At 49.4% G+C, this 23338-nt stretch carries 18 protein-coding genes; 4 read left to right on the top strand and 14 right to left on the bottom strand.

What is annotated here, in order from left to right:
• Positions 1-21 precede the first annotated feature (21 nt).
• Together DVH26_RS11120 and DVH26_RS11115 are read right to left on the bottom strand one after the other, a co-directional pair.
• A complete protein-coding gene (locus tag DVH26_RS11120; protein WP_239633752.1) occupies positions 22-1593 on the bottom strand; it encodes a response regulator transcription factor in 1572 nt (523 codons plus the stop codon).
• 204 nt (positions 1594-1797) lie between these two features.
• Positions 1798-2634, bottom strand: coding sequence for an AraC family transcriptional regulator (locus DVH26_RS11115; protein ID WP_239633751.1), 837 nt, complete (start codon positions 2632-2634; stop codon positions 1798-1800).
• Positions 2635-2802: 168 nt separating this feature from the next.
• Here DVH26_RS11115 and DVH26_RS11110 point away from each other — a divergent pair, with 168 nt between their 5' ends.
• Together DVH26_RS11110 and DVH26_RS11105 are read left to right on the top strand one after the other, a co-directional pair.
• Entirely contained in the window at positions 2803-3495 is a 693-nt protein-coding gene (locus DVH26_RS11110) for a phytanoyl-CoA dioxygenase family protein (protein ID WP_239633750.1), read from the top strand.
• Between the two features lie 33 nt (positions 3496-3528).
• Complete coding sequence (locus DVH26_RS11105; protein ID WP_239633749.1) at positions 3529-4374, top strand: AraC family transcriptional regulator; 846 nt, start codon at positions 3529-3531, stop codon at positions 4372-4374.
• A 66-nt stretch (positions 4375-4440) separates the two neighbouring features.
• Here DVH26_RS11105 and DVH26_RS11100 read toward each other — a convergent pair whose 3' ends face one another.
• Together DVH26_RS11100 and DVH26_RS11095 are read right to left on the bottom strand one after the other, a co-directional pair.
• Positions 4441-5034, bottom strand: a complete 594-nt coding sequence (locus DVH26_RS11100) for a YdeI/OmpD-associated family protein (RefSeq protein WP_239633748.1) — start codon at positions 5032-5034, stop codon at positions 4441-4443.
• A gap of 182 nt (positions 5035-5216) precedes the next feature.
• Positions 5217-5588, bottom strand: coding sequence for an iron chaperone (locus DVH26_RS11095; RefSeq protein WP_239633747.1), 372 nt, complete (start codon positions 5586-5588; stop codon positions 5217-5219).
• Between the two features lie 589 nt (positions 5589-6177).
• Here DVH26_RS11095 and DVH26_RS11090 point away from each other — a divergent pair.
• Positions 6178-7041, top strand: coding sequence for an AraC family transcriptional regulator (locus DVH26_RS11090; protein WP_239633746.1), 864 nt, complete (start codon positions 6178-6180; stop codon positions 7039-7041).
• Between the two features lie 12 nt (positions 7042-7053).
• Here the strand turns inward: DVH26_RS11090 and DVH26_RS11085 are convergent, their stop codons facing one another.
• Positions 7054-8151 carry a mandelate racemase/muconate lactonizing enzyme family protein gene (locus tag DVH26_RS11085; protein ID WP_239633745.1) on the bottom strand — a complete coding sequence of 366 codons (1098 nt, stop codon included), beginning with the start codon at positions 8149-8151 and terminating at the stop codon, positions 7054-7056.
• A gap of 93 nt (positions 8152-8244) precedes the next feature.
• The gene (locus DVH26_RS11080; protein ID WP_239633744.1) at positions 8245-9807 is read right to left on the bottom strand and encodes a HEAT repeat domain-containing protein; all 1563 of its coding nucleotides are present in this window, start codon (positions 9805-9807) and stop codon (positions 8245-8247) included.
• A gap of 360 nt (positions 9808-10167) precedes the next feature.
• Here DVH26_RS11080 and DVH26_RS11075 point away from each other — a divergent pair, with 360 nt between their 5' ends.
• Entirely contained in the window at positions 10168-11541 is a 1374-nt protein-coding gene (locus tag DVH26_RS11075) for a hypothetical protein (protein WP_239633743.1), read from the top strand.
• A gap of 66 nt (positions 11542-11607) precedes the next feature.
• Here the strand turns inward: DVH26_RS11075 and DVH26_RS11070 are convergent, their stop codons facing one another.
• The 8 genes from DVH26_RS11070 to DVH26_RS11035 form a co-directional block, all read right to left on the bottom strand.
• Entirely contained in the window at positions 11608-12504 is an 897-nt protein-coding gene (locus DVH26_RS11070) for a glycoside hydrolase family 43 protein (RefSeq protein ID WP_239633742.1), read from the bottom strand.
• A gap of 70 nt (positions 12505-12574) precedes the next feature.
• Complete coding sequence (locus DVH26_RS11065; RefSeq protein WP_239633741.1) at positions 12575-14239, bottom strand: MGH1-like glycoside hydrolase domain-containing protein; 1665 nt, start codon at positions 14237-14239, stop codon at positions 12575-12577.
• A gap of 91 nt (positions 14240-14330) precedes the next feature.
• Positions 14331-15662, bottom strand: a complete 1332-nt coding sequence (locus DVH26_RS11060) for an ABC transporter substrate-binding protein (protein ID WP_239633740.1) — start codon at positions 15660-15662, stop codon at positions 14331-14333.
• A gap of 41 nt (positions 15663-15703) precedes the next feature.
• A complete protein-coding gene (locus tag DVH26_RS11055; RefSeq protein ID WP_239633739.1) occupies positions 15704-16543 on the bottom strand; it encodes a carbohydrate ABC transporter permease in 840 nt (279 codons plus the stop codon).
• 3 nt (positions 16544-16546) lie between these two features.
• Complete coding sequence (locus tag DVH26_RS11050) at positions 16547-17473, bottom strand: carbohydrate ABC transporter permease (RefSeq protein WP_239633738.1); 927 nt, start codon at positions 17471-17473, stop codon at positions 16547-16549.
• Between the two features lie 99 nt (positions 17474-17572).
• Entirely contained in the window at positions 17573-19186 is a 1614-nt protein-coding gene (locus DVH26_RS11045; RefSeq protein WP_239633737.1) for a response regulator transcription factor, read from the bottom strand.
• Positions 19183-20991, bottom strand: coding sequence for a sensor histidine kinase (locus tag DVH26_RS11040; RefSeq protein WP_239633736.1), 1809 nt, complete (start codon positions 20989-20991; stop codon positions 19183-19185). Before DVH26_RS11040 ends, DVH26_RS11045 begins: the two co-directional genes overlap by 4 nt.
• Positions 20992-21751: 760 nt before the next feature.
• Complete coding sequence (locus DVH26_RS11035; RefSeq protein ID WP_239633735.1) at positions 21752-23308, bottom strand: extracellular solute-binding protein; 1557 nt, start codon at positions 23306-23308, stop codon at positions 21752-21754.
• Positions 23309-23338 lie beyond the last annotated feature (30 nt).

The following is a 23338-nucleotide window of genomic DNA, read 5'->3' as shown; positions in this document are numbered from 1 at the left end:
CTTGATCAGACCCCCTCGATTTTAACTCGTGTAATGGGATCGGAACTCAAGAGGATTGACCCCTATCACTTTCTTAAATACCTTATTGAAGTAGGAATGATTGTGAAATCCGACCGTGATGGAAATCTCCTTGATTTTGCAATCGTTGCTTTTAAGCAGCTCCACGGCTTTTCGCACCCTGACTTCATTTACATAATCGATAAAGTTTTGGCCCGTTTCCTTCTTGAAGATGGAGCTGAAGTACGCCGGATGAATAAACAATTGTTGAGCCATCTCTTCTAGAGTAATCTTCTCGGACAAGCGGCTGTGCACATGTTGTTTGGCCAGCAGCACATACCGGTTTTCGTCGTGATCGCGCTCCTGCCCAGGATGATCCATAATCGACTCAAGCGTCGCCTTGAACCATTTTTTCAAATCGGCTAGCGATTCGGCTGCATAGATTTGTTCCAATGCCTGCTTTTTATCCAAGGAAGGCAGAATTATCCGCCGATCTTTGGCCTTTAAAAGCAGCGTAAGAATGCACTCGGAGAATACAATTTGGATTTCAACCAGGCTCAGTCTTTTGCCCTGCTCCAAAGCATCGAAGAAGCCGCGGAGATGGGAAGCGGTTTCATTCTTGTTTTTGGTAAATACGGATTGAATCAACGTATCCATCGCGACGCTGATTTGCTCATTCGTTCGTTCCTTGAAGCCGCCTTCTGATTGAGGGGCGGATAAATCCTGATAAAAAATGATCGAGCCCTGCTCGTAGAACGATGAATAGCTGAGGGAAAAAATCGCCTGATTGAACGAAGTACCTGCGGACTCTGCTCCCCCCATCATATTTCCAATACCGATGGATAGAATACATTGCTTGCCGTAGCTTGAGAAGATCGATTCCTTGACGAACTCGGAGTATCGCTCGAACTTCCCTTTCAGCTCATATTTGCTGATCGGCCGCTTGTCATGGATGAACAGAACCAGGTGGTTCCCATAAAATAATACGGGAGTATCGCTCGCCTTCCAGAAGTCCCTCGCGGCTTGCGTAATAAATTGCCGCATGGACAAGCCCAATTCTTGCACGAACCGCCGCTCGAATGAACAGACGGCAATTCTTAAGTAGTCATGGAGCCACGGCGCAGCATGCGGATGTACATTATTTCCTTTAACAAGCTCGATAAGCATGGCTTCCTCATGAGAATCGGCTCCTGTTATCGTCCCCTTCTCCAGCTCCTCGTCCTTCCTCAGCTCGAGCGCGATTCCTTGCAGCATGTCGACAAACTCGCTCTTCATGAGCGGCTTCAATAAATATCCTTTCACACCGTAGCGGATCGCATCCTGCGCGTATTTGAAATCGTCGTAAGCGGACAAAATGAGAACTTTAATCTGTGGATGAGCAGCCTGAATCGCTTTTGCCAGCTCTATCCCATTCATCTCCGGCATGAGAATATCGGTCAATACCACATCGGGAACGTGCCGCTCCATCATGTCGAGCGCCTCCCGGCCGTCTCTGGCGGAGCCGATGACTTGAAATCCGGTTTCACTCCACGGAAAGGATCGGACCAATCGTTCCCTGATATTCTTCTCGTCGTCGACTACCAACACACTATACATTGGATCCTCCCTAGGATGAGTTATGAGTTGTGCTGTAAAAGAAAAAAAGAACCGCAGAACGAAGCGGCTCTTCCCAGAGTACAAACGGATTTGTCCTTATTCGATTCACTCTACACGAGTAATCATATCGTAACATTCCAATCGTTGGAATCATGCAATTCGCTAATTAGTAGCACAAATCGATCACACACTGAAGAATTCCTGCTACTCTCTTGCCAGCTGCCTGTAAGAAACCGGTGTGACTCTATAGTACTTTTTGAATATTCTTGAAAAATAATTCGGGTCCTTGATCCCGACCTCATAGGCAATATCCGAGATTCTCTCATCCGTTTCCAGGATTCGTTTGGCTGCTACTACCATCTTTAGCTCAATTAGAAAATCGCTTGGCGACTTGCCGGTATGCCGCTTAAATAATCTGCGCAGGGAAGCCGAGCTCAGATTCACCATCCTGCTCATTTCTTCAATGGTTATATTCTCTTTGTAATGGTTTAGCATATGCGCCAATACGATTTCGACCCGGTTGTCATTTTTATTATCCAACTTCATGTTCTTCGGCTTATCGGGCTTTGCTAAGGAAGCATCCGATGCGCTTATGATATAACCCACAATTAATTCCAGATAACCCCTGAGCGTATATTGCTTTCCCCGGTTATTGGCATTTTTTTCGTTGATGATGCTTTGGAAATATTGTTTGATCTGAGGGTCCGTACACTTCACTTTCGAATCCATCCCCAGCATCTCCGGCCGCCCCTCGCTACCCGGAATCGACAAGGAAGCTGTGAATCGAATACTCATGAATGAAAATTCATCCGTCAAAGCATCACAACATAATGTGCTTCCTTGAGGAATGTAGATGATGTCATTTTCCTCTAAATGGTATATTGTTTCATCAATCACAAATTGGGCGGCGCCCTTAACGATATACCGAATCATGGAATAGGGAGTCATCGACTCCTGAAAACTCCACTCTTTCGGAAAGCTGTACGTTTCCGCATAAAGAAAATGTAATCGGAGCGCCTGCCGGATATGATTCTCAGACATGATTGTCCTCTCCCAAGCAAAATTGGACTTCTTATTTTAAATTCATTTTAATATATATCCGCACGAGAAGATCCGATTTGTCCAGATTGCTTATCATATTTCTCCATGGCGGGTTCGTAAAAGCGGGTGCTACAATACGTGTAAGCGATAACGAATGGAGTGATTCAGATGACAAAATTGACGCTTGATGAGAGAAGAAGTTATGATGATCTTGGTTATGTGGTGGTAGCGGATTTTTTTTCGACTGATGAATTAACTGAAATTAACGAAGAACTCGATCATTGCGAATCGCCGCTCCAGACAGCGGGGGAACATGAAGGATTTACGTATCAACTGGCCATGCTGACCGACAAGACGAAACAATTTGCCCATGACGAGCGGATTCTGAACTTGCTTGAGGACATTGTCATGCCGGGCATTGCCATCTTTTCCTCCAAGCTGTTGACCAAGCTGCCGCACAGCGATTCAGTGTGCCACTGGCATCAAGATGATGCTTATTATACGGAAGTGGTGGACAGTAATACCCGGATGTCGATTTGGGTACCGCTTCAGGATACCGACGAGCGGAACGGATGCTTATGGATTGTTCCCGGAAGTCATAAGCAAGGATTGCTGCCTTATGTCGTACAAAATAACGGCACTTGCCGGAAGGCGCTGGATGAAGCAGAAATCGATTTGTCAAAAGCGGAACCGGTGCCGATGAAAGCGGGCTCCATTTTGCTCTTTAATGCGCTGACCTGGCATTCATCGAAAGGCAATGAAACGGACCAAGTGAGACGGGCGTTTATCGTTTCGTATCAGGAGGCAACGGTGCCGATCGGACGGGGGAAGCAGCATATCGTTCTGCGTCCTGCCATCTAGGTATATTACCTTTCTGCAAGGAGAGAACATGCATTGTTAAACGGAGCTCAACTGGCCGATCATCTACACAAATCCGTATTCTCGATCACTTTTGCCGGAAATACGATACTTCCCGCCGGTACGTATCAAGCGCCATACATTCACAACATCTTTTCCATTCACTACATCGTAAGAGGCGGGGGTGTCTACGTGATGAACAACGTCAAGTACGCTCTGGAACCGGGAGCCGTCATGGTGTTCGTTCCCGAGACAACCTTCGAGTGGTCGATCTCGGATAGTGAGGACGTTGAGATATACCATATCCGATTCGATTACCGGGTGTGTTATAAAGAGAAGCAGGAATGGATTTCCCGGCCATCGGACAGCTGGCTTGCACCTTTGCGAGGCATGCTTAAGACGGTCCGCCCGGCTGAAGTCCGCAGATACTTCGATAAGGTGTTTCAACTGTATAAGGCCTACGATCCCTTGTCTCAATATCGCTGCAATTTGGCGTTTCGGGAGCTATGGCTTTCTATCATCGACAATATATATGAGCAGCAGTACAGCAGTGACGTCGATTCAGCGATTCGGTTCACATGCCGGCATATTGCGGATCATTTCCAGTCCCCGCTCACCGTTGAGCAGCTGGCGAAGAAGGTCGGAGTCAGTACCGGGTATTACTCCCGACAGTTCAAGCGGCTCACCGGATTTGCGCCGAAGGATTACATTATTCGTCTTCGTATGACTAAAGCAAGGGATCTGTTAGAAAGCTCCGGTCTGCCTTTAAGCGATATTTCCAAGCTCGTCGGTTACGAGGACGAATTTTATTTTAGCCGGATATTCAAACGGATAAACGGAATGACGCCTTCGTCCTATGCTAAACAATCGCGAAAGCCGTGAAGCTTATTGCTTTGGCAGCCGTCGTAGAGCCGCCTTATTAGCTATGGGAATGATCCGCAAGGTTATCTAATCATTTAATCCTTTGCCGTTGAGAATTTGCGGCATGTATTTTTCGACTCTGGAGACTCGGGTTTTGGATTGTTTGGGTTCAGAGAAATGCAGAAGATAAGCTCTTTGACGTCCCGGCGTCAAAGCTTCAAAAGCCTCTTTCAAGGCAGGGCTTTCATCGAGCTTTTGTTGAAATTCTTCAGGAAAGGTGTAATCCGTATTCTTTTTAAACTCTGCTTCCAAACCGGCTTTTTCAACTTCAATGGCTTCATGAATATAAGCTTTGATGATGGGTTCCATTTCTTCGATTTGTTCAGCATTGGTGAACCGAATTTGACGAGCCGCCTGCACATTCTCCGTTTGTTGGATTAGAATGCCGTGAGCATCCTTCAATAAAGCCCCCTTGTGAAACAGAAGCGCACAATAATCTTTAAATCCGTGGATTAATACGATGTTTTTATTCTCATGGGTATAGCAAGGATGCATCCACTTAAAATCTTCGTTCAGCTCACAATCAAGAACGATAGTTCTCAGTTTCTCAAATTCTTCCTTCCACTTCTTGGCTTTCCTTAAAAATCCGTCAACCTTGGGATTCGTTCTAAGATTTGTCATCAAGGGATCGCTCCTCTTCCATTATTCTTTCAGCAAACCGTCTTTCTTTTCGTTGGATAGTAAGCCTTAGATATTTTCTATTGTATATTGCATTTGGTCGAACTACCAATAGTTATGTCTGGGTTTGCATATGTAAAGAGAACCAACCGATAGACCGGTTGGTTCTTCTCGCTTTACTATGATTATTTCCGCCAAAAAGTGGAACAGTCTGCTTTATCCAACATATTAAACTCGATCATTTTCTCAAGTAATTCGTAATGTACCGGTTCATTCCACGGAATTCTGAACAAGCCTTTGGTAGCGCTGTAGCCAGCTCGTACAATGTCATCGGCGAAGCGCTCCATAACTGCTTCTTCGGGTGAAACGCTTATATGCTGCTTCGATGTAGATAAACCGATAATAAACGTGCCGTGATCGGAAAACATGGGCGTATTCCACTTGATTAGCGGTTCCAGAGTGGGGAATTTATTCGTAATCCACGCCAAAATCTCCTCGGTCCGGTCGCGGTGACCGGGGTTATCAATACGCGTCAAATACTCAGAAAAAGCTTCCATCGTATCCCTCCTAATCTTTCTTTACTATACCATAAACGCCACAGTTCCCATTCATCCCCACGCGTAGGAGATCAATAAAAAAGGACACTCCCGCACGCGCTTGGGCTATGTCCTCCTGCTACTTATGAATTTAAAGATGACAGCTTGTAAGCAGCTATTGGGCCGTCTTTTTTTCCCTCAGCATCGAACGGAAGATCATCCTGAGTAGAGGCGGCACCGCTTCGTGACGCTGTGCCTGGCTTCGTGCTGTCTGGAAAAAGCCAGTTAACTAATGTTAGATAAAAGTGGTGTATCCTTTCATTCTTTACCTGAAAACTTGCCGGATTGGCTACTAATCGTAAAGATACACTGCATATGAAGGCCGGTGAGTATACCAAAAAGTGAATGAAGAAAAGCCCGTACCGTCAAGGCACGGGCGAGTGACATTATAATGGCTATCAACCTGTTCCTGACTCAAAAACGAACGAACTTACCGTCCGTTCGAGCAGCCGAAAGAACTCTCGATTTAATCACATGTATTTACTATACTGTAATAACTTTGTATAATCCTCATGAAGTTTTCTTAAATCGGTGTAACCGGAGGATTACAATGAACTTTCCCGAATTTCATCCATATGTGTATTACGCTACCCGATATGAATTCTCCAAAAATCAGACAAGCAAACCGAGAACGTGCTACTCGTCCTCTCTCTATTTGATTGGCGAAGGCAAAGGCGTCATGAAAACGAGAGGTAACGCATACGAAACGCTTCCAGGCTCTTTGGTGTACATACCTGCCGGACAGCTGCACGAGTGGGTCGCGGACGCGAATGAACCGATGGTCCACATTTGCTGTTATTTTGACTGGATGTATATGGATCGGCGGCTGAACTTCAAATATCCCCACACTATCTGTTATGACGACAAGCAGCTCCAGTCATCTCTTGTGGGACCCGCTTTTCCCTTCCCCATACCGGAACATATAAAAGTAGAGAAGCTTTGGATATGGGTAGAACTGTTTGAAAAGTTCTATATCTCCAATGAATACACGAATGAAAAGACGTATATTCGAAGCTTGAAGGCTCAGAGTCATTTTCAGCAATTTATCGAGCATTTCCTCACCTATGCGTTAAAAGAGGAATATATCCCTGATCCGCGCATACATAAGCTGATGGAGCAGCTGGAGCAAGATTTGGTACGGGGACGCCTGCTGCCGCTCGAATCGTATTACCGGAAGCTGAAAATCAGTCGCGGCTACTTTTTTGAATTATTCAAGCAAGCTACAGGCATGTCTCCCGTTCAATATATCAACCATTTCCGAATCAACCGAACGAAGGAAGATCTCCAGTATACCAGCCTAAGTATTACCGAGATAGCGGAAAAACACCATTTCTCCTCCATTCATTATTTCTCTAAATTGTTCCGGCAGCTTACGGGCAGAACTCCCAAGGAGTTTAGGGAATTATGGCACTAAAGACTTACAGGGCTATCTTACGCGGTACTCTTCAAAAAACTTGGGCAATATTGTCGTCGAAGCTCCTGGCATTTCAGGCAGTACATAATGTCCATCAATTACGGTTACCGGTTCTTCAAAAATGTGGCGGATCCACGGAATGTATTCCAGCAGGATGGCATTTTGCGTTGACGCTACAAGATGCTGGTGAATTTGTCCCATATCGCCGACATGCGGACAAATCGGTATATCGTAGGAAGCGGCTAAGCCTGCCACCTGCAGCCATTCCGTAATCCCCGCTACACGTGTGACGTCAACCTGGCAATATTCGATTGCGCCTTGGTGTATGTAATCCCTGAACGCATATTTATTGTATACATGCTCACCTAGAGCAATGGGAACATTCAACGCTTCCGCCAGCTTTTTATGTCCAAGTATGTCGTCCGGATTCAATGGTTCCTCCAGCCAGAATAAGTCGAATTCTTCCAGCTTTTTGCCCCACGTCATTGCCGTATTGATATTCCACTGCTGATTCACGTCGATCATGAAGATCACCTTGTCTCCAATTGCTTTTCTTACCGCTTTGCAGCGATCGTAATCTTCGTGAGGATCAGGATGGCCAACCTTGATTTTGACACCGGTGAAGCCTTGCTCAACGATATCCGTCACGTCCTTCAACAAGCGCTCCTTCGTCCAATTGAGCCACCCGCCGTTCGTATTGTAGGCTTTAACCGGTTTCGACTTCGCTCCCCCTAGATATTGCCATAGCGGTTTGTTCGACGCCTTGGCCATAATATCCCACAAAGCGATATCTACCGCTGCCAGCGCCATGTGCGTCACGCCCGATCTGCCGATCCAGTGCATTTTGCCAAAACGCATTTCGTCCCAGAGCTCTTTCACCATAAACGGATCTTTCCCTATTAAAAGAGGCGAATAGTACTTATCAATCGTATCAACGATCATCTCGTCTCCGTTCGCACAGGTTCCAGTGTAACCATAACCGACAAACCCCTCGTCAGTAAAAATACGTACACCGGCTAATCCCCAGTGTGTAGCAACGTTAATTGCGTCTGTAATCGGTGGTGTAATAGGTACATGCAATACAAAGCTTTCCACTTGTGTAATCTTCATTTGCGCTCACCTTCTCCTTGGTTATATTTGAACGACAATGCAGCTAAAGCCTCCGAATCTCACTGAATTCATATTCGGAGGCTTAGTTTGATTTTAGAAAGTGCTTGCTTTGCTTGTATCGGGGCACCAGCGGGATGAACGGTAATATCTGATAAGGACGTCGATCGCTTCATTCGTGCGCAGATGGGTCAATGCCTCCGAAGCATAGGCACGAACGTATCGGTCTTTGCTTTTCAGAGCTTGCTCCAATGCACTGACAACTTGTTGTGCGTCTCCCTCTCTGCCTGTGCGGAGCAAAGACAATGCCGCTGTGTAACCGATTTTATTGCCGATATATTTTTGCTGCTGTACGTACACATCGCTTGAACTCTGCCCCTCTCTTGCTTCGGTTAGCAATGAATCCACCAATGCGTTCGTTAATGCCGGAACGACTTGATCGGAAGGATTCCCGATCATCCCCAGAGCTTCGACTGCATTCCGCCGAACCCATTCGCTGTCGTCCTCCAGGCTCGCAATAAGAGCCGGTACCGCTTCTTGCGCAGAAGGTCCAATCATGCCGAGGACGAACGCTGCAAGTCCTCTTCGTTTCTCATCCGGATGCTTCAGAGTCGTTAGCAGCCCGGGAATTGCTTCAGCGCTCGCTCCCTGCAGGCCGTAAGCCGCCCTCTCCGCCGTCAGATTCGTTCCATTGGATAATTGACTCACCAATTCTTCGATGCCGTTGTCACCCATCCTTCCAAGTGCATATGCAGCGTTCAATGCAGCAGTTTCAACAGGATCATTCAATAAGCTTCCGAGCGCAGAGGCGTATGCGCCTGCAGCCTCACCCAGAATTCCCAGCTCATCAGCCGCCTTGCCGCGAGCTTCCGCATCCTCTGAGCTGAGCTCGTTTTGCAGAAGCAATAATCGTGCTTCATCTGCTGGCCCGCTGTCTTGTCTAGTTTCGTGTACACCGCGTAACCAATTCCAAACATCCTGCCATAAGTTCAGATGCTGAGCAGGCAGACCATCGGGTATGGCCATTTCTTTGTTCAGGTGGTTCCAACTCGGATACTCCGGCGCTTTTAACCGGACAAACTGGAACTTCAACATATAACGGTCAAGGTCAGAAACATTGAGCGAAGCTTTATGCCATAAATCGAAATGCACCAGAACCATCGTTCCAGCCTTGCCTGTGGGAAGCAGCGTTTCGCCTTTATCTCCAATAAACTTTTCGTAATACTGAGTACCCGGCATGATGGCTGTTGGCCCAAGCTCTTCGGTAATATCCTGCGTGTAATAAAAAATTATCGCCCACCAAGGCCGATGAGAGCGCATAGATGACCAGAAGCCGTCTTTATGCCATTGCCCGCCGCCTGGCGTCGTACTCTTGGGCTTATTGTAGTGACAATGTCTGTGCGGATGCATGTAATAGTCAGGACCTAATACACTCGTTAATGCCCCCTTGACCGTAGGTGTATCGAAAAATTCTTGTATCTCCGGTACTCGCGGAAGAATATTGTTTCCAGGGTTCCCCTCTTCGTGAAGCACCCGATAAATTTTGCTCATGACATTCTGATGAAGCTCTTCAGGCAGATCGTTCTGCAGCACAAGATATCCTTTCGTAATGAAATGGACCATTTGTTCATCCGTCAACAAATATTTGGCATCAAGCATCTACTTCGCTCCCTTTCAATATGTTAATCACACCTTTATTCTAGCGATTATACTAATCATTTGTATTTAGATAACCGTACTCTTTTTATACAATCGTCATGTAGTTTAGCCTTAAAATGGGGAGCTCCGGTAATTTTACTCCGGCCTTTCATTTTCAATTTGGCGAAATGGATTCAATATCTTCAACAGCAAATGCAATATGCCGGATACCCAATGTATTTGCGAAAGAGAGCCTTTTTTACAATTGTTCCACGGAATTAAAATCTACTTTAACGGCTGAGTTTGCGGTAAAATAAAGTTTGTTAAAAAAAGGAAATCAAGCACTGAATAAATCATTATTGAGAGAGGCGGCAAGCAGCAATGATGCGAAAAAGAGAGGCGTTAGCTTTAGTAATCAGTTGGTTTCTGTGTATGAGTGACATAGGGTGGGTGAATAGCGCTTATGCGGAATCCAATGTCTTAGAGCTTCCTCATCCAGGTGCGGATACGATCACTTTACTAGCAGACACTTCCATTTATGATGATCAGCGGAGAGAGATAGGACTACTGGGGCCACAGACGTTGAAAATTTTGAAGACACGCGAGGTCCGATGGGGACATGGCGAAGGCTACATAAGACCCATTTACTTAGTCTCCACATGGCTTGGTGATCGATGGATAGCTCCTAACCTGGCTTTGCTCGGTAATCCGCAGCCGTTCGTGACCAAATTCGATCTTAGTCGGGTCGAACCGCTCTATAACGATCCACTGCTGTCAGAGCCAACCGGCGGGCAATTGGCGCCTCAAATTGTGATCACCAAAGCAAAATGGGATGATAATTATTTGATCGAAACGAGGTCCGGGGACAAATGGATTCGTCCTATGTATTTTTTAGAAGGAGTTAGAGAGGTTCAAGAGGAAGTGGAATTGTCGGATCTCACGCCATTGATGCGATTTCCTTACGGGTTGCAAACAGGCTCCAGTCTATCTGCGCAAACTGTAAAGGTCAATGAAGTATGGCACAATTGGCATCGAACCGATTCCTGGTTAGGGCCTGTCTGGTTTAAGCTGTACGAGGCGAATGCGGTGGATGCGCATCACATTCTGGAAGTTGATTTTGGTTATAGGCGCAAAGATGAGAAAGATCCTAAGCTGACGCTTATGACTGTAGATGTAAAGCTTGGACCGAAGTGGCGTGAAGTCAAGGAAGCTATGCCTGTCGATTTCAAGCTCAATTGGTATAATGAAAAGGGCGAGCGAGTCGCTGCCTCTAGAACAGGTCATGCTGAGCTAAACAGTACTGAGGAGAAATCGGTTGATCTGTTGGTGGACGGCAGCTTGGATCAAGGGTATACTTACGCAACAGTGCAGATCGTTAGGATGAACGATAAAAAGAACCCTGAACTTGATGCTTCTGCAGCCATGGATATCGTCGATCCAGCACAGCCGAAATTCCGGCTTGGAAATGTAAGTGTGAAACAGGACGGAGAATACAGCGTTATCAAAGGGCAGTACGAGCTTGATGCGAAGGGAGCGAATCGAGTGAAAGGACGAATCACCTTCACGGATCAGAAAGGTCAAGTAATGGGAACGGTACCGCTTGAACTGACTACCGATGCAGCTAATGGTAAAGGGATGCCTACCGCATTCGAATGTGTCTTCTCCGGAGGGTTGAAGTACTACACCAACGTTAAGCTCGAAGTCGATTCAATCACTTCGTTGGGCGCCAACGATCTCGCATCCTTCCTTCAATAAACCGGTAACGAGCTCATACAAAAAGCGCCATACCTCGGCTTCAGAGGATGGCGCCTGCTTTTAAGCTTATGACTTCTTCAATGTAAGCCTTCCGTCAACGAACGCAAGCTCGAGAAAAATCGGCCTCTCGTCCGGCGTTCGGTTCGGCGTATGAATCGTCAGCATGAGCCTTCCGTCGAAGGTGCGGAAGATCATTCCATGCCCGCCGTCACTTTGAAACAGCGGCTCTACCTCTTGAATCCACGGCCCCTCGACATGGCCGCTTACCGATTTCGCCACACCCAAGGCATAGCTTCCGTGCACAAAGCTCGCCCACAGCATGATCAGGCCGCCTTCGGCCGTACGATGGAGAAACGGACCGTCCGTCACATAGTTGGTCAGCGACTTTATTTTCTCAGACAGCGGCAGAGGCGTTGCCCAAGACGCTTCCGAGGCACGGAATAGTGTAATCGGTTCGCCTTGAAGCGCGCTCAGGTCTTCCTGCAGCCGCGCTGCGCAAATTTCGCCGTCGGAGATATCCTTCCACTCGTGGCAGAACACCATCCAAGGCTTTCCCGACTCGTCAATGTGCAGCGTCCCATCCAGACAATTCCACTCATAAGGCGTCACCGGACCTTCACTGTGCGGCTGGAAAGGCCCCAACAGGCTGTCCGACGTCAGCACGGCCGTCCCGAGCTTGCCGTTCGCTTTGCGTCTGAACGTAGCAAACATATAATAGCGTCCTTGATACGCGTATACTTCCGGCGCCCAGAAATTGTCCTCGGCATAGAAGCTTTCCTCCGGACGAAACACAGGAAACGGCCCGTCCCATTGCTCCAAATCGGAGCCGACATACACGTCAAATCCGGTTCCTTTGCCCCATATATTCGCATCCGTGCTGCCGAATAAATAATATTTTTGCTCGGCCTCCACCGGAACCACATAAGGGTCCCGGATTTGTATCTCGCATGATTGTTTAAGCATGCTCGTCACACTCCTTCAGCTGTAGATGGTTCTAAAAGCTCCATGTATGTGGATCCTGCGCCTGCTGCATTCACGAATAACTAGGAGGAATGACGCCGATATCGCTGATGCGGACGAGTTCCTCCTTGCGCAGCTCCAAGATCTCGTTGCCGTTTATCGTGAACGGAAGCTCCTGTCCGTTATAATGGACATGCCCCTGGACTTGGCGCACGGTCATCCCGACAATCGCCCTTAGCTCCCCCTTGCGATCGGTCACCGCACGGACTCCGTTCGGAAACCGGAGATTCGGCTTCTGTTCTCCGTCACGGTATACTTCGGAGCCGGCCCGCGTATTCACGAGCTCGTACAGCATCCCGTCGATCCTCCGGCTGTAGGCTGTTTCTTCCGCCACCTCATGGCCATGATCCATGGCGTACGGCACCAAGCCTGTAAACCACAGCTCTCCGTCGCGCGTCGGCAAAATGCCGCAGAGCCGCTCGACATAGTCGAGCAGGCACAGCATCGCCGGCGAATAGGTTTCGGTATATCCCTCTTCCCCCGTCCAAGGACTTATCACTTGACCGAACCGGCTCATCCGGGACAAAGCCGATAAAATAGGCTGCATAATCCAGGTAAGCTCCACATAGCGTCCGTGATGCTCGAAGGCATGCGGCGTCCGGATGAGCGTCAGGAAGTTCGTCGGTCCCGCCCAGCTGTTATAGTTGGAGGACGGATCGAACCGCGGATCGTCCATCGCAATCGAGGTCAAAGGATACTTGGCGAAAAATTTCCTTGTATTGAGCAGATATTTACGCAGCACGGCGGCGAACAGCCCATGGTCTCCCACCTCACAGGCCATTACCCTGAGCAGCACATCGGACTGGACCTTCACCATCTGTCCATTTCGGTCTTGATCGTAGAAGAACACGTCCTCCGCATCATAGCAGTGCTCCATCAGGCTCTGCAGGCTGGCTGCCGCCTTGTCCTCCCACATGGAGCCTTCTTCTCCGAGCTCCGCGGCGATGCGCGCTAAGTAGACTCGCTGGCAGTAGACGTTCGCCGTCAAATCCGGCGCCAAGAACGGCAGGATCTGCGAATCGGGATTGCACTGCGAAGCGTCGCTCAGATGCGGCGTATCCGCCACATGCCAGAAGCGCGGCGAGCCGTCATGCCCCGTGTCGAACGTGCTGAACGCCTCGATGCACCCCGTGCCTCTCGTGTTGCGGTTCGCCATCAGCCATGCATCGTAGCGGACCATCGCTTCGTACATTTTGCGTAAAAAGGCTTTGTTCCGCCCGTTCAACCGGTAATGGTTCCAGACGCTTCTCGCGAGCGGAGTCACGAGCTGAATTTGCCGGTAGGCCGGACCATGCTCCGTTATTTTGTAAGGCATCAGCCCGTCTGCCCGCTGGTAATCGGCGAACAGCTCGTAGCTTGCTTCCGATACCGAAGGAATAAATCTCGACAGCAGCTCAGCGTTGATCGTGCCCGTGCTCTCCAGCCAGCAGCCCAGGTACACGCCGCCCTCGTGAAGGATCGGCTTGCCTCGCCCCTCCTGATCCGGCGGTACGATACAATCAATCAGCTTGCGCAGGGCGTTGTAATAAACAGCCTCAAACGACTCCGACGAAGCGGCGAATTTCACACCGGATCGCTCCCATTCCTCCATAGCCTGCCGATCGGAGGGTTTGCCCAATGCCCCCAACTTCGATTCCGTATCGATTCCTCTTAATCGCTCCAACAGCTCGCGGCTCATTCCCGATAACTCCCCTCATATCCTGCCTGGCTGCAGAAAAGCCCAGTCTGCCGTCCGACAGGCTGAGCTTGAAAACGCAGCAGGCAATGCTTTATTTATTGTTGTTGAAAATTTTCAGCGTGCCGTTGTAGAAATCTTCAACCGCCTTCTGCACCGTCTTTTTGCCGAACCAAACCTCCTGCACGGTCGTATCCGCCAGCTTCGAATATTCGGTAAAGCCCGGAGGATTGTAGCTTACTTTCACCGGCTCCTTGGTCGTTGCCTCGGAGACGCGGCTCGTATAATCATAGATGAGCTGGTCGATCGGATTCGCGTCCTTCTTCAACAGCTCGCGCATCGGCGCCGTTACCGGCACGCCGCGGTCGTTGCCTAAGATCTTGGCGGCATCCGGATCGTTGATCCAGTAATTCATTAGCGTCGCGACTTCCTTCGGATGCTTCGTTTTGGCATAGCCGGACAGGCCTTGGCTTGACTCGAATACGACACCGGTACCCTTCGGTCCGCGAGGCACTTGTACGAGCGTCAGCTTATCCTTGGTCAGGTTCTGATGCGCCACCAATTGGTTGGAGGCGATCAGGTTCATGGCGACCTTGCCGGTCACGATCAGCGATTTGCTCGTATCGTTCGGCGGATTCGATACCTGCTGCTCCGGCGTGACGACACCGCCGTCCTTGCGCATTTTTTCCCAATACGCGAACCATTCTTCCGCATCCTTCTGCTCGAAGCCTAGCTTCGCATTGTCCATATCATAGAGCATTTTCCCTCGCTGCTTGAGCGATATGTCCATGCCGTCCACCGTAAAATCATAGGTACCGTAGTAGCCTTTGCCGAGCTTGTCGGCCAGCTCCTTGCTCACCTTGGCATAATCGTCCCAAGTCCAGCCGTCCTTCGGCACCGGGATGCCCGCCTTGTTGAACAAATCCGTATTGACCACGATTCCCCTTGCGTTCGCCCCTGCAGAAATATGCAGCAGCTTGCCTTTTACCGTACCGTACTCGATCATGCCCTTGTCCATGTCGTTCAGGTTCAGCTCTTTGCCGACGTACGGAGCGAGATCCAGCAGCACGCCTTTGTTCGCATAATCGACCATGTTGCCGCCGAGGAAAAAGACATCCGGCGCCGTGCCGGAGGCCAGCTGCGTGTTCAGCTTATCGAAGTAGCCGGAGCTGGGCGCAAACTCGCCCACGACCTTAATGTTCGGATACTTCTCTTCGAATTTGCGCAGTGCCGCATTGGTCAGGTCGGCGCGCTTCTGATCGCCCCACCACATGATTCTGAGCTCAACCGGAGCTGCTTTGTCCCCGCCGGCAGCCGGCTTGGTGTCCGTCGCCGCATTCCCTGCGCTTCCGGTTCCCGTTCCGCCGGAGCAGGCCGTAGTTAAAGTCATCAATGCGCTCATCAGTACAAAAAGGCTCTTTTTCATCGTTGCCATCCCCCTAATAAAATGCTTTTGGAAAAGTCGGTTTACTTTAAGCCCGTCGTAGCGATTCCATCGACAAAATGCTTCTGGAAAGCGAGAAAGATCGCCATGATCGGGACAAGCGACAGAACGGACATGGCGAGCAGCGCGCCCCAATCCGATTGACCGGAAGGGTCGAATAGCGACCGGATGCCGAGCTGCACGGTAAACAGCTTGATGTTGTTCAAATAAATCATCTGGCTGAAAAAGTCATCCCACGTCCAGATGAACGTGAAAATGGACGTCGTAATGAGTGCAGGTACCAGTAGCGGCAGCACAATTTGCCAGTAGATCTGGCTTGGCCCGCAGCCGTCGATCGTCGCGCTTTCATCCAGCTCCTTCGGAATGCCGCGGATAAACTGGACCATCAGCAGGATGAAGAACGAATCGTGAGCGAGCCACTTGGGCACGGTCAACGGATAGAACGTATTGATCCACTCGAACTTGTTATACAGCACATACTGCGGTACGAGCGTCACATGGTAGGGCAGCATGATCGTAACGAGCATCAGGCTGAACCACAGCTTTTTCCCGCGGAATTCGAGTCTGGCGAAGGCGAAGGCGGTTAAGGAGCAAGTAATGACGTTCCCCAGCACGGAGAGGACGGAAATTTGCAGCGAGTTGGCGAAAAAGGTCGCGAACGTCGTTCCCTGCAGTCCCTTCCAGCCGTTCACGTAATTATCCAGCGTAAAAACGGACGGCCAAAGGCTCGTATCGGTAAAAATGAGCTCATTCGGCTTGAACGAGCTGCCAAGCAGCCAGAGCACCGGATACAGCATGACAATTCCGAGCAGGATGATCACGGTATGCTTGCCGATTTTGCTAACCATCGTGGTCTGCGTCATAAGTTAGCCCCTCCCTTCCTTGCCGTCGCCATAAAACACCCAATATTTCGAGGTGACGAAGACAATCGCGGTAAACGCCGCTATGATGACCAGCATGATCCAGGCAAGTGCCGAAGCGTAGCCCATATCGAAGAATGAAAAGCCCTTCAAGTACAAGTACAGCGTATAAAATAAGGTAGAATCGAGCGGTCCCCCGCGTCCGTCCCCGATCATGAAGCCCGGGGTGAACACCTGGAACGAGTTGATGATGCTCATGACGAGATTGAAGAACAGTACCGGCGACAGCAGAGGCAGCGTAATTTTGAAGAATTGCTTGACCTTCCCCGCTCCGTCGACTTGAGCCGCTTCATACAAATCGGCGGGCACCTGCTTCAACCCGGCCAGGAAGATGACCATCGCTGAGCCGAACTGCCAAACGGATAGCGTCACAATCGTGTGCAGCACGTAATTCGGATTGGCAATCCATGCCGGGCCTTGAATGTCGAGCAAGCTTAAGAAGTGGTTCAGCAGCCCGTCCCCGTCGAATATCTTTCTCCACACGATCGCAATGGCTACGCTTCCTCCAAGAAGGGAAGGTATGTAATATACCGTGCGGTAAATTCCCAGTGCCCGGATGCCTTTATTCAGCACCAGCGCCACCAGCAGGGCGAACGCAAGACGAATCGGCACGGATAGGAACACATATTGGAACGTTAGTGCCAAAGAGTGAACGAACGAGGCGTCTCCCTTGAAAATTTCCACATAATTGTCAGTTCCGATCCACCGTGGCGGAGTCAGCAGGTTGAACTTGGTCATGGATAAATACAAGGAGCCCAGCATCGGGCCGAGCGTGAGACAGAAGAAGCCGATGAGCCATGGCAGCAAAAATAAATAGGCCGTGCGGTCCTGCCGCCATAGGGAGGATTTTCGCGATTGGTGCGAGTGTTGCATGGGAGCCCCTCCTTTCAAGAATGATAGGTGACTGGGTTGTTTACTTTGTATGCGCAACCTGTAGCTTAAGCATACAAAAGAGGAGCTCCGCTATGAATTTTATTTCTTTGGGTGTTTGCTTATAAATTTTTCGGGTGGACGCTGCCGGAAGTCCGACGGAGCGATCCCATACATCCGCTTGAACTTGGAGCTGAAATAGCTCGCGTTGGAAAATCCGGTCAGCTCCGCGATATCCCAGAGGCCCAGTGTCGTTTGCTCCAGAAGCGTCACCGCCTCGGTCATCCGGACCTCCGTCAAATATTGAATAAACGTTTTACCGACCTTGGCCTTAAACAGCTCGGAAAAATACGACGCATTATAGTTGAACTTCTCTGCGAGCATGGTCAAGTTCAGATCGCACATGTAGTTTTGCCGGATGTACTGCTGCGCCGCATGAATCACGGACGACTCGGTCTGCTCCGCCCCATCCTTGGCGGTCTTGCGAATCGTCTGGGCAAGCCCGCACAAAAACCGGTGAGCCTTCTCTACATTGTTCAGCTCAAGCACCAAATCGGGGCGAAGCCACAGCTGTCCGCCGCTCTCCTGGGCGACGCCGGCCGTATGCGCCTCGGACTCCAGCAGCAAATAAAGCTGGAATATCATTTTCACAAATCGCGCCTGCGAGATATAAAACGCATCGTTCAGCTCCTGATGGACGGTCTGCTCGAACTGCTCCATTTCGCCGCGCTGCAAGTACCGCTGCATGCGCATGGCTTTATCCTCCGTGAGCACGGACTTGGCGGCAGAACTCTCTGGAACCGCCGTATGAGACCTGCTTTCTCCGGGCTCGGATAAATTCCAGGCAAGCAAGGCGGACAAGTAGCCTTCCTTCCACTGCCGAAAGCCGAACACCGGCTGCCCCACGCCCAAGGCAGGCTCGATGAAAAGCATCCGTTCCACACACTCGCCCAGCTCGGATACGAACGACGATATATCCGTATCCTGGCCTGTGACAGGTACGACAAAGTGAATCAAACCGGGATACATCAGATCCCGGAATACTTGAGGCGTAGAAGGATGCTGCGCTGCGAACTCCTTGCAGATGAGCTCGAACGGCAGCCTCAACTTATCGGGGGTACGCTGCGCCGGTCCTGTAAAGCTGCGCTCTCTCAAGCCTGCCGTGATGAAGCGCACATTAAGGCCGTTCCATGACTCCATCTCGAACACTTTGGCCCGTTCATGCATACCGAGCTCCAGCTCCCCTTTGACCATATGCATCAGGAAATGCTCCTTCATTTCTTTGTAATATTGCGAGAGCCTCCACTGGTCTTTGGCCTGCTGGTCGTGCATCCGGCGTTCATCGTCAATTTGCTGCGATAGCTTGCGAAGCGCTTCCGTCAGCTCGTCCTGGGCGACCGGCTTCAGCAAATAATCATTGACCTGATTGCGTATGGCCGCCTTTGCGTATTGAAAATCCTCATACCCGGTAATAACGAGCAGCCGGAGACTCGGGTATTCCGCATGACAAGCATCGAGCAGCGATACGCCGTTCATCCCCGGCATATTCATGTCGGTTATGACAATATCGACCGGCTCCGCAGCCAGCCGATCCAAAGCCTCCTCCCCATTGGACGCTTCACCGATCACGATCAAGTCCAAGCTCTCCCAATCGACCTTCAGCCGAAGACCGATGCGGATTTCCGGTTCATCATCAACAATCAATACACGCTTCATTCCAGTTTCCCTCCCTCTGTCGTAGGCAAATAAAGCTCGATTACCGTACCCTCGCCTGCTGCCGACCGAATCGCAAACGTAAAGCTGGACCCATAGTACAGCTGACATCTCGCCAAAACGTTGCGCAGCCCGATCTGCTGCGATTTGCTTTGCAAAATCTGATCGATCGGAATTGCCGCCGTCTCGGCCTGAAGCCGCTCCAGCTGCTCCTCGGCCATACCTGGACCATTATCGGCCACGCTCAGCCGGACTCTGCCTGTTTCGTTAGCCACCTGGATCTTCACCTGTGCCGCTTGTGAGCCCTGCAGGCTGTACTTCACAGCATTTTCCACCAATGGCTGCAAAATAAACTTAACGATCTCTCTCTGCCCGGTATCCCCTTGCTCCTCTATGGTCAAATGCAGCCGTTCGCCGAATCGGATGCGAAGAATCGCCTCGTAATGGCGTAAATATTTAAGCTCCTCCGCGAGCGGAACCAGATCGTCGCTGATTCGGAGCGAGAAACGCAGCATCCTGCCGAGAGCCGTTATGACCGTCACCGTATCCTCGGTGCGCCTCTGTATCGCCAGACTGCTCATCAGCTCCAGCGTATTGAATAAAAAATGTGGGTTAATCTGCATTAGAAGAGCCTTGTACTCCGCCTGCTGACGCAGCAGCTTGAGCTCAAATTCCACTTTAATATGCTGCCGGAGCTGGCGAACCATCGTTCGAAACGTGGAGGTAACGAACTCGACCTCGCTGCCTATAACGTTGCGCTCCTTCGGTATGCGGCTTTCTGCAGCGGCGAAATCCCCCTTCTGCACGTGACGCATGGCCGAGGCCAAGCGTGACAGCGGTTTCGTGATCCCGTAGGAGATCCATGTTGCCCCCACAATAGCCAAGATCAAGAGCAGCGTGGCGACCAGCATACTGAAGTCGCGAAGCTTGATCAGCTTGACGAATAAATCCTGCTCCGGCACGAGTCCGACGAGAATCCAGTTATTGAGCTGCAGCTTCTTATAGACCAAAATATCGGTTGTCCCGCGCTCGTTCTCCAAATACATGACGCCTTTCGGCTCAGCCGCGGATCGAGCTAATGTCATATTCCGGGCCAAATCAGGGTATCTATCGAATTCCTCCGTTTGGGCCAGTATCGGCCGGTCATCCTGATCCAGCAAAAAGATGGTGCCGTTCTCTCCCAGATGGATCCGGTTCAGCGGCTCAAGAAAAAAATCCGAGCTTACATTGACCTTCATGACACTTTTGGATAAGCTGGGCTCGAACGTACCAATAGGCAGCATCAGACTGACGACCTGATAGGGTCTAGCACGTCTGGTCTCGATGGGGTCGGCGTGCGCCGAATCCCAATGGTTGCCGCGTTCCGCGAAGCTTTGGTACCATTCCTCGTCTTGGAAGGCGTGGTCTACCGACACTTCGTTGCCGTCCCCGATTCGGGAGCCATCCTTGCGATAGATCGTTACCGACGAAGCGATCGAGTAATTGTTCGTTGTCTGCGTCAAAAACTGGCTCATATTCAGATTCGCCAGCATTTTCTCCCCTTCCGGCAGAAGGGGATCGGACAAAGCATTATCCCATTTCTTCGTCGTATCGCTGTTGAACACGACCGACGATAGATCGTACATTTGCGATAGTGCCATCTGCACGAAGGAGCCGTATTCGTCCATTTTTTCCAATGCGGAAGACTCGATATAAGAACGGATAATGGAACGGGATTCCTGAAACAACAAATAGAACATGGTTCCGAAGGATATGACCAACAGGATGACAAAAAAGGCGATAAGCCTGTTTTTTAAGGAATAAAACATGCCGCTTTCTTCCCCTCTCCCTCGCGTGCAGCAATTGCGAGCGCTTACGTATGCCTGTCTATTATAAGGCATATTTTGTCGTTTGAGGTACTGGAGCGTTCAACCAGCAGCAAGAACAACGACTTGCTCTCTTGCGAAGCGTGTAGAGTCATGCGATAAAATCCCTATGATACTCCAAAAATAGTAACAAAAATTCCATAAAAAAAAAGCAGAGTTCCCTCTGCTTCCGCTCCAGATACACATTGGTTCGGTTCTCTTTTACACAAATCATAGGCACGTTCATACCCAACGTTAATTAAAAATAAGAAGTCACTGTATTTCCAAGAATAAAGTTAATTAGGAAGTAAATAAAAGGCGATACGATGGATAAAAATAACAATATAATTAATGGAACAAGACCATCTAAGCTTTGCTCATAACGGTTTCCATTTCGATTTTCCATTCTTATTTCCCCTTTTTGAGATTTTATTAGTATTAGAAAATAGAACGAATTTTCTTACTGAACCTTCGATCAATAAAATTATAAATCTGTAAAGCTTCATTGCCACCCTCCAATATCTTTTATTTTAAACAGTCCATTTTGAGTCGACGGTCTAACGTATTGCCGTGTCTTCGGATAGAACCGAAATGCCCCCTATAAAAACAAAAAAGCCACGTTCATTTACGCGGCTTTTATGCTCTATATGACTTGAGAGAATGGATCGGAAGCGTCCATTCACTAACGTATTTGTGCCGGAAAGCGATGAGCGGCACCTACCGATTATTTGGCTGTGCCTCCGCTGCGTTTTTGATACGCATCCGTCATTTCCTGGCTCATTTTCGCCAAATCTGCGTCTGTCTTCGCTTTGGCAACAAAATCGTCCCATGCGGTGATCGGCTCGCGGCCCAGGATGATTTTGGTTTTCAAATCTTGTACTTTTTTCTCAAACTCAGGCAGCAGCTTTTGTACAGTCGGCGAGTACAGTCCGATACTGATATCGGCTACACTTGTTTTAGCACGCTCGTCTTGAATTTTCATGTATAGGTCGTTCGCTTCTTTCGGGAAGTATACCTTAGTGGAGCTCGCATAAGGATCCGCTACATAAACAATTTGGTTAAAATCAGGGCCGTTATCTTTGGCCAGCTGCTCCGTGTTGATAATTTTTTGCCCGTCCTTGACGGTGTGATCCACACCTTCGATCCCGTATTGCTGGATAGCGAATACATCATCGTTCATCCAAGTATCTACCATTTTCAGGATCCGTTTCATTTTGGCTTCTGGTACGGATTTTGGAATGGAGATCATTCCCGAGAAGCCAGGCCCCTTAGGGTTATATCCATTCATATTGGTCAGTGGGTAGAAGTCCGTCGGCTTCATGTTCGGATCGATCTTTTTCATCTGCTCGTAATGGTCGTTCATCGTACCCGCTTTGTCCATAAGGATACCGGCTTTACCACCGTTGAACAGATCGGACGCCTGCGACAGCTTCAAGGATGCGAAGTCCTCCGGAAGCAGCTTATCTTTGTACATTTTTGCCAAATATTCAATGGACTTGCGCGTTTCCGGCAGCAGCGCCGTGTTGACGATCTTCCCGTCGACCAGCTTCCATTTATCGTTCTTCACATTTGCACCGGTAAAGCTGTTCTCAATCATGGCTAGAGTACCCATATCGGCTGGCGGCGACATATAGGCGGCTAACGGAATGGTGTCGTTCTTGCCGTTTTTATCCGGATCTTTCTCCGCAAAGGCTTTCATGACTTCATACAGTTCGTCGGTTGTAGTTGGAACCTTCATACCCACGTTGTCCAGCCAGTCCTTGCGAATAATGAAGAAGGAATCGGCTTCAGCCGGGCGCGGACGCGGAATGCCATAGTTCTTGCCGTCCTGCATTTTGGTCAGATCCCAAGCCGTCTTGGAAATCTTGGAGTTCAGGTTCGGATAATCTTTAATGTAAGGAGTCAATTCCCAGAAAGCGCCTTGGGTTACCGCATTACGAAAAACGGAGGTAAACGGATCGTTGATTGTGATCAAATCCGGAATATCTCCGGATGCCAGTGTCACGTTCAGCTTATCCGTATAGTTGTTACCGGACACCCATTGAATTTTCATTTTGGAATTCGTTGCTTTCTCAATGGCCTGCTTGATCTTGTTATCATCTGCAGCCGGAGAAGGCGTGAGCAAAATCGTCATGATACTTACTTCAAGAGGTCCTTCGTTTCCGCCTGCCGCACTGCTGCCTCCATTGATTTTGCTGCTGCATGCAGCAACGACGCTAGAGAGCGCCAGCATAAGTACCATAGAGCCCATGACCGCTTTTTTGCTTTTTCTTACTTTCATTCGTGATCCTCCCCTTGTTAGGTTATGAAC

The sequence above is a fragment of the Paenibacillus sp. H1-7 genome, from assembly GCF_022354825.1.
GTDB lineage: Bacteria > Bacillota > Bacilli > Paenibacillales > NBRC-103111 > Paenibacillus_S.
This window is presented reverse-complemented; position numbering and strand designations above follow the sequence as displayed.

Bases quoted from the DNA above. Each gene is read 5' to 3' on its own strand.
- DVH26_RS11110 (WP_239633750.1), top strand. From the start codon at position 2,803: ATGACAAAATTGACGCTTGATGAGAGAAGAAGTTATGATGATCTTGGT.
- DVH26_RS11115 (WP_239633751.1), bottom strand. From the start codon at position 2,634: ATGTCTGAGAATCATATCCGGCAGGCGCTCCGATTACATTTTCTTTAT.
- DVH26_RS11050 (WP_239633738.1), bottom strand. From the start codon at position 17,473: ATGCAACACTCGCACCAATCGCGAAAATCCTCCCTATGGCGGCAGGAC.
- DVH26_RS11080 (WP_239633744.1), bottom strand. From the start codon at position 9,807: ATGCTTGATGCCAAATATTTGTTGACGGATGAACAAATGGTCCATTTC.
- DVH26_RS11075 (WP_239633743.1), top strand. From the start codon at position 10,168: ATGATGCGAAAAAGAGAGGCGTTAGCTTTAGTAATCAGTTGGTTTCTG.
- DVH26_RS11095 (WP_239633747.1), bottom strand. From the start codon at position 5,588: ATGGAAGCTTTTTCTGAGTATTTGACGCGTATTGATAACCCCGGTCAC.
- DVH26_RS11065 (WP_239633741.1), bottom strand. From the start codon at position 14,239: ATGAGCCGCGAGCTGTTGGAGCGATTAAGAGGAATCGATACGGAATCG.
- DVH26_RS11090 (WP_239633746.1), top strand. From the start codon at position 6,178: ATGAACTTTCCCGAATTTCATCCATATGTGTATTACGCTACCCGATAT.
- DVH26_RS11120 (WP_239633752.1), bottom strand. From the start codon at position 1,593: ATGTATAGTGTGTTGGTAGTCGACGACGAGAAGAATATCAGGGAACGA.
- DVH26_RS11040 (WP_239633736.1), bottom strand. From the start codon at position 20,991: ATGTTTTATTCCTTAAAAAACAGGCTTATCGCCTTTTTTGTCATCCTG.
- DVH26_RS11070 (WP_239633742.1), bottom strand. From the start codon at position 12,504: ATGCTTAAACAATCATGCGAGATACAAATCCGGGACCCTTATGTGGTT.
- DVH26_RS11060 (WP_239633740.1), bottom strand. From the start codon at position 15,662: ATGAAAAAGAGCCTTTTTGTACTGATGAGCGCATTGATGACTTTAACT.
- DVH26_RS11055 (WP_239633739.1), bottom strand. From the start codon at position 16,543: ATGACGCAGACCACGATGGTTAGCAAAATCGGCAAGCATACCGTGATC.
- DVH26_RS11035 (WP_239633735.1), bottom strand. From the start codon at position 23,308: ATGAAAGTAAGAAAAAGCAAAAAAGCGGTCATGGGCTCTATGGTACTT.
- DVH26_RS11045 (WP_239633737.1), bottom strand. From the start codon at position 19,186: ATGAAGCGTGTATTGATTGTTGATGATGAACCGGAAATCCGCATCGGT.
- DVH26_RS11100 (WP_239633748.1), bottom strand. From the start codon at position 5,034: ATGACAAATCTTAGAACGAATCCCAAGGTTGACGGATTTTTAAGGAAA.
- DVH26_RS11085 (WP_239633745.1), bottom strand. From the start codon at position 8,151: ATGAAGATTACACAAGTGGAAAGCTTTGTATTGCATGTACCTATTACA.